A 5993-nucleotide genomic window follows, 5' to 3' on the forward strand; every position below is an offset into this window, starting at 1 on the left:
GCCAGACATTCCAGCCGGCGCTCCACGGGGCTTGACTGGGATAACAGTATCTACCTGCCGTATGCATCGCCCTGCGAAGGCGTCGACGCGCCGCCGGAAGCAGTGGAAGATATGCCCATCGGCAACACGGCCCGGCGGGCCGGTTGCGTTGCCCGGAAGCGGAGCCGGGCTTCGTTCATGCACACAACAAAAGGGAGGAAGACCATGCACAAGCGCGACACCACGCTCAGCACCGACCAGAAAGCGCTGGCGATCAATCTCGACAAGTACAAATACGGCTCCATCGTCGAGATCGGCGCCGGGCAGGAGGTGGCGCGGCGTTTCTTCTCGGTGGGTGCGGCGGCGGGCACCATCGCCAAGACCATGTCGGCCTACGACATGGCGGTGAGCGACGACATCTACGGCCACGCGGACCGCTACGTCAGCCGGTCCCGGCTGCTGCAGATGCTGGACAAGGAGTTCTCGCTGGTGGTGCAGCGGCTGGCCCACGTGCGGCCCAAGAACACCACCTTCTTCGCCTACGCGGCCACCGTCACCGCGCGCAGCTTCAAGCAGAAGAACGAATGCCACGGCTGGGTGGGCATCCGCCTGCAGCTGCACCCGGGCGCCGAGCCCTCCGACGTGATCCTCCACGTGCGCATGCTCGACAACGACAACGCCCAGCAGTCCGAAGCGCTGGGCATCCTCGGGGTCAATCTGATCCACGGGGCCTTCCACCACTTCCACCACCCGGCCTGGGTGGTCGAGGGTCTGGCCGATGGCCTCGGCTCGGAGCGCATCGAGGTGGACCTGATCCACTTCTCGGGCCCCTACTTCGAGGAAGTGGAAAACCGCCTGATGAACCTTCACCTCATCCGCAGCTGGCTGACCCGCGCGGTGGTGTTTGCCCCCACCGGCGACGTGGTGGTGCCGGGCGAGCTGTTCTACCGCAAGCCGGTGATGGTGATGCGCGGCAGCTTCAAGCCGGTGACGCTGGTGAATCAGGACATGATGTGCGCCGGCCTCAAACAGTTCAGCCAGCTGGCGGCGGTGGATGAAGGGGAGATCCTGTCCCTGGCCGAGATCACCATGAACTCGCTCATCAGCGGCGACAACGTGGATGGCGCCGATTTCCTCGCCCGCATCGACCTGCTGGCCTCCCTGGGCTACACGGTGATGATCTCGGACTACGTGCGCTACTTCCGCCTGCGCGCCTACCTGCGCCGCTACACCCAGAAGCCCATCGGCATCGTGCTGTCGGTGCGCGACTTCAACTACCTGTTCGACGAGAAGTATTACGAGGGCCTGGAGGGCGGCATCCTGGAAGCCTTTGGCAAGCTCTTCCCGGACAACACCCACGTTTATGTTTACCCCACCCGCATGCAGCGGGGCGGCGAGACGACGCTGGTGACCCTCGACAACGTGGACGTGCCGGCCAACCTGCGCCACCTGCTCACCTTCCTGAAAGAGAACCAGAAGCTCCTGGCCGTCGAACCCCACGACGACAGCCACCTGCACATCGACGTGGCCGAAGTGCTCACCGGCCTGCGCCGCGGCCGCGGGGCGTGGATGGACGACGTGCCGCCGGGCGTCGCCGAACGCATCGTCAGCAACCGCCTGCTGGGCTTCGATACCGAGTAGGCGCGGCGTGCCGGCGCGGGGCCATCGGCCTCACGCCGGCACGGGCTTCAGCGGGATTCCGTGGCCGTGCCGTCCCGTCCGCGGAAGGAGGCCTCGAGGACGGTCCGGGTGAGATCCTGATCGGCGTCGTCATCGGTGCGGACCACCAGCACCGTGTTGCCGGCCTGGATCGCATCCGCCACCAGCTCGGAAAAACGCCCTTCCTTGTGGTTGGCGCCGACGGCCGCCCCCACCACGCCGCCGATGCTGGCAAACCAGCCCAGCATGGCGAGGGGCGCGACCACCGGGCTGGCCACGAAGAGGGTCACGCCCGACGCGACGATGGCCAGGGTGCCGAGGGCGCCGACGCCGGTGCCCACCAGCGTCCCGATGCCACCATCCACCAGCACGTCCTTGAGCACATCGTCGCTGCCGTCGTCGGCCAGCTGGGGTGGCGCCTCGTGGCAGATGCGGATCTGCCCGGCGCGAATGCCCCGCTCCTCGAGCTGCAGGCGCACCCCGTCGGCCTCTTCCCGGCTGGGATAGACCGCGGAGAACACATGCTTGGGGCGCGAGACGAGGCCGAGGGCGGCGCTCTCGGTGCCTTCAACGATCGTGATCGATTCAACTGGGTTGTTCATGGAAACCTCCTGATGAGCAGCGGTGGGCCGCCTGGAGCGGACACCGTGCGGGATAGCCCTATTTGGGGCGGGGCGGACGCAAACCGGCGGCAACCTCGTCGGAACCGATGGTGAACCTCGCGCCGCCCCCCTTCCGTGCGCCGCCGAACATTCCGCCGGGGCCGGCTGCCCGAGGGGCCCGGATACGTGCGATGGCGTACCGACGCGGCCGGTGCTCGCTGCCACCCTGCCTCCAGCGTCACCGCCCGGTCAGGACGGCACGACCACCGCACTCACATCATGGAGATCACGAGCATGAGCAAATCCGACGACATCACCGACCGGCGCAACGCCCCGCTGGCAACGCCCACCGACCTGAAGGCCAAGGCCACCCGGGACATCGCCGGCGCCATGAACGCCATCCTCGCCGACATCTACGGGCTCTACCTCAAGACCAAGAACTTCCACTGGCACATGAGCGGCCCTCACTTCCGCGACTACCACCTGCTACTGGACGACCAGGCCGACCAGCTCTTTGCGATGACCGATCCGGTAGCCGAGCGCATCCGCAAGCTGGGCGGCAGCACCCTCCGGTCGATCGGGCACATCGCGCGCCTGCAGCGGGTTTCCGACAACGACGCGGACTACGTCGAGCCCCTCGACATGCTTGCTGAGCTGTGCGAGGACAACAAGACGCTGGCCGCGCGCTTCCGCGAAGCCCATGATCTGTGCAACGAGCACCGGGACATCGCCACCGCGAGCCTGATCGAAGTGTGGATCGACGAAACGGAGCGCCGCACCTGGTTCCTGTTCGAAGCGAGCCGCAAGGACAGGTCCGGCCACTGAAACACCCCCGCCCCGTCCCGCTTCCGGGATGCGGCCGGCCATCCGCGTTGAAGGAGAACACCATGAAAGCCCAAACCCACGTCCTGTTCCTGCCCGGCCTGCTCAATGACGCCAGCCTCTTCCAGCAGCAGATCGACGTCCTCTCCGCGGTGGCGAGCACCGATGTGGCCGACCTCACCCAGGCCGAGACCATCGCCGACGCGGCCCGGAGCGTGCTCGACCTCGCCCCGAAGGAACCCTTCGTGCTGGTGGGCCTGTCGCTGGGCGGCTACGTGGCCTTCGAGATCATGCGCCAGGCGCCGGAGCGGGTGGCCGCCCTGGCCCTGCTCGACACCTCCGCCCGCCCCGAATCACCCGAGGCCCGGGCGGCGCGCACCGCGCTGATGACGCTGGCCGAAACCGACCTCGAAGCCGTCTTCGAGGAGCTGATGCCGCGCCTGTCCCACCCCGACCGGATGAACCAGCCGGCGGTGCGCGGGGTCGTCCATTCGATGATGAGCAGCCTCGGCAAGGGCATCTTCCTGCGCCAGCAGCGGATGATCATGGCGCGCCCCGACAGCCGCCCAAGCCTGGCCGACATCCGTTGCCCGACCCTGGTGATCTGCGGCCGCGAAGACCTCATCACCCCGCTGCCGATCGCCGCGGAGATCGCCGCCGGGATTCAGGATTTGCGGCTGTGCATCGTCGAGAACTGCGGGCACCTCTCGCCCCTCGACCAGCCGGACGAAGTGGCCCGCCTGCTGCTGGAGTGGATCACCCACCTCCGGCCCTGAGCGGGCGCGCGGCCCCTCAGCCCAGCGCCTTGGCCAGCTGCACGGCCACGTTTACGTCTCGCCGCTCCACATGCAGCGGGCCGGCGAGACAACGCTGGTGACCCTCGACAACGTAGAAGTGCCGGCCAACCTGCACCACCTGCACATCGACGTGGCCGAAGTGCTCACCGGCCAGCGCCGCGACCGCGGCGCGTGGATGGACGACGTGCCGGCGGGCGTCGCCGAGAAGATCATCAACGGCCGGCTGCTGGGTTTTGATACGGAGTAAGTCCAGGCGCTCAGGCCTATTCCGGAACCTTCTCAGCCGTATCCGCCATCTTGAAGAGCGCCGTCATCAAGTCGTTTCCAGCGGCAAACAAGGGCTCGGCGGCACCCTTGCCGACGAGCAGCGCGCTCGCCGAGTCGCTGACGCGGTATAGCGCATCCGTGGTGCGGATGTAGAAATACACCGTGGCAGGATCTGGCTCGGGATGAGCATCCACCTTTTCAGCACGGTCAACCCATCGGGCCGCCTCGGCAACAAACGCCCGAGCCAGATCCGCAGCACCGTACGCGCCACAGATGGCGGAGCCCTGCTTCTTCATGTAGATGCTCCCAGTACCGTCGGTGCAGGCGATCACCGTCGCCTGCGTGTCCTTGATGGGCCAGTCCATGGCAACACCGACCACAGCACCGGGCTGGAGGGGCGCGCTGCCGAGCATGTCCTCAGGGGCTGTGGTGTAAAAAATTTCGCGCAAGCCCTCATACAGGGCGAGGTTGGCTTTCTCCCGACGCTTACGCCACGCAGTAAAACCAAGCGCCGCGCACCCCATGAGCAGGTACAGCACCAGCTGCAGACTATCGGCATCCATGACCATCTCCTCATCGACACAATGTCAGATTCATTGTATTGCTGGCGAGGAAACGTCAATTCGATCTGGGTCAAACGCCGCCGCTACCCCAGCGCCTTGGCCAGCAGCACGGCCACGTGCATCGCCTCGCGGCCGGCGCCGTCCTTGATCTGATGCCGGCACGAGAAGCCATCGGCGATGATTGGGGCGTCGTCGGCAGCGGCACGCACGGCCGGCAGCAGCGCCAGTTCGCCCATCGCCTGGGAGGCTTCGTAGTGCTCGGCCTCCAGCCCGAAGCTGCCGGACATGCCGCAGCAGCTGGCGTCCACGATGTCGAACTCGAAGCCGGGGATCCACCCGAGCACCTTCTTCACCGACTTCATCGCGCCAAAGGCCTTCTGGTGGCAATGGCCGTGCACCACCGCCCGGCCGCCGGGGATGGGCTTGAGATCCAGCTTCAGCCCCTTGTTGCCCTCGCGCATCAGGAACTCCTCGAACAGGAAGGCCTGCTTGGAGAGCTGCCCCACCGCCGGGCCCAGGGACAGGCTGTAGAACTCATCCCGCAGCGCCAGCAGGCACGAGGGCTCCAGCCCGACGATGGGGGTGCCTTCGGCTAGCGCCGGGGCGAGTGCGGCCATCACCCGCTGGGCCTCCACCTTCGCCTCATCCACCAGGCCCTGGGAGAGATAGGTGCGTCCGCAGCACAGGGGCCGCGTCGGCTCGGCGTCGCTGGCCACCGGCTGCAGCACCTCCACCGCGTAGCCGCCGGCGCGCAGCACCTTCAGCGCCGCCTCGGCCACTTCGGGCGTGTAGTAGTGGGTGAAGGTATCCACGAAGAGCATCACCTTGCCCCGCGTGCCGGTGGCTTCAAGCGCCGGCGCGGCAAAGCCGTCGGCGACGATCTCGGGGATCGGCCGCCGGGCCGAGATGCCCAGCCAGCGCTCCGCCACCCCCGCCAGCCACGGCGAGGCGTTGCGCAGGCGCACCAGGCGCTTGAGCAGCGAGCGCCGCGCGTGCAGCCAGCGGGGCAGCCCGGCAAACAGCCGCACCCGCCGCGAGGGGCCGAGCCGGGCATTCCGCTGGGCGAGGTATTCGGTCTTGATGAGGGTCATGTCCACCGCGCTGGGGCATTCCTTCTTGCAGCCCTTGCACGACACGCACAAGTCCATCGCCGCGGCGAGGTCGGGGTGGGCGAAGGGTTCGTCACCCAGCTCGCCGTTGAGCGCCGCCTTGAAGGCCTTCACCCGCGCGCCGGTGGAATGCATCGGGTTGTAGTGGTCTAATTTCCTCGGACACCTCGATAGGTGGATCATCCACCCGTAGAG

At 67.2% G+C, this 5993-nt stretch carries 7 protein-coding genes; 4 read left to right on the forward strand and 3 right to left on the reverse strand.

The window, feature by feature from the left end; translation table 11 throughout:
• Positions 1–204: 204 nt before the first annotated feature.
• Positions 205–1620: a TonB-dependent receptor gene (locus Q0672_RS16285; RefSeq protein WP_284187023.1), complete on the forward strand. Its 1416-nt coding sequence runs from the start codon at positions 205–207 to the stop codon at positions 1618–1620.
• A gap of 47 nt (positions 1621–1667) precedes the next feature.
• Here the strand turns inward: Q0672_RS16285 and Q0672_RS16290 are convergent, their stop codons facing one another.
• The gene (locus Q0672_RS16290) at positions 1668–2240 is read right to left on the reverse strand and encodes a hypothetical protein (RefSeq protein ID WP_153161127.1); all 573 of its coding nucleotides are present in this window, start codon (positions 2238–2240) and stop codon (positions 1668–1670) included.
• A gap of 294 nt (positions 2241–2534) precedes the next feature.
• Here Q0672_RS16290 and Q0672_RS16295 point away from each other — a divergent pair, with 294 nt between their 5' ends.
• The 3 genes from Q0672_RS16295 (at position 2535) to Q0672_RS16305 (ending at position 4106) form a co-directional block, all read left to right on the forward strand.
• Entirely contained in the window at positions 2535–3065 is a 531-nt protein-coding gene (locus Q0672_RS16295) for a DNA starvation/stationary phase protection protein (RefSeq protein WP_228111844.1), read from the forward strand.
• Positions 2993–3838 (forward strand): alpha/beta hydrolase, encoded by an 846-nt coding sequence (locus tag Q0672_RS16300; RefSeq protein ID WP_298623911.1) that lies wholly within the window; start codon positions 2993–2995, stop codon positions 3836–3838. Before Q0672_RS16295 ends, Q0672_RS16300 begins: the two co-directional genes overlap by 73 nt.
• 97 nt (positions 3839–3935) lie before the next feature.
• The gene (locus tag Q0672_RS16305) at positions 3936–4106 is read left to right on the forward strand and encodes a hypothetical protein (RefSeq protein ID WP_298623913.1); all 171 of its coding nucleotides are present in this window, start codon (positions 3936–3938) and stop codon (positions 4104–4106) included.
• Positions 4107–4122: 16 nt separating this feature from the next.
• On the opposite strand, the gene Q0672_RS16310 is transcribed toward Q0672_RS16305, so the two are convergent.
• Entirely contained in the window at positions 4123–4689 is a 567-nt protein-coding gene (locus Q0672_RS16310; RefSeq protein ID WP_298623915.1) for a hypothetical protein, read from the reverse strand.
• 83 nt (positions 4690–4772) lie between these two features.
• On the reverse strand, positions 4773–5993 hold a 1221-nt coding region (locus Q0672_RS16315), incomplete at its 5' end, for a (Fe-S)-binding protein (RefSeq protein ID WP_298623917.1).

The sequence above is a fragment of the uncultured Zoogloea sp. genome, from assembly GCF_937894855.1.
GTDB lineage: Bacteria > Pseudomonadota > Gammaproteobacteria > Burkholderiales > Rhodocyclaceae > Zoogloea > Zoogloea oryzae.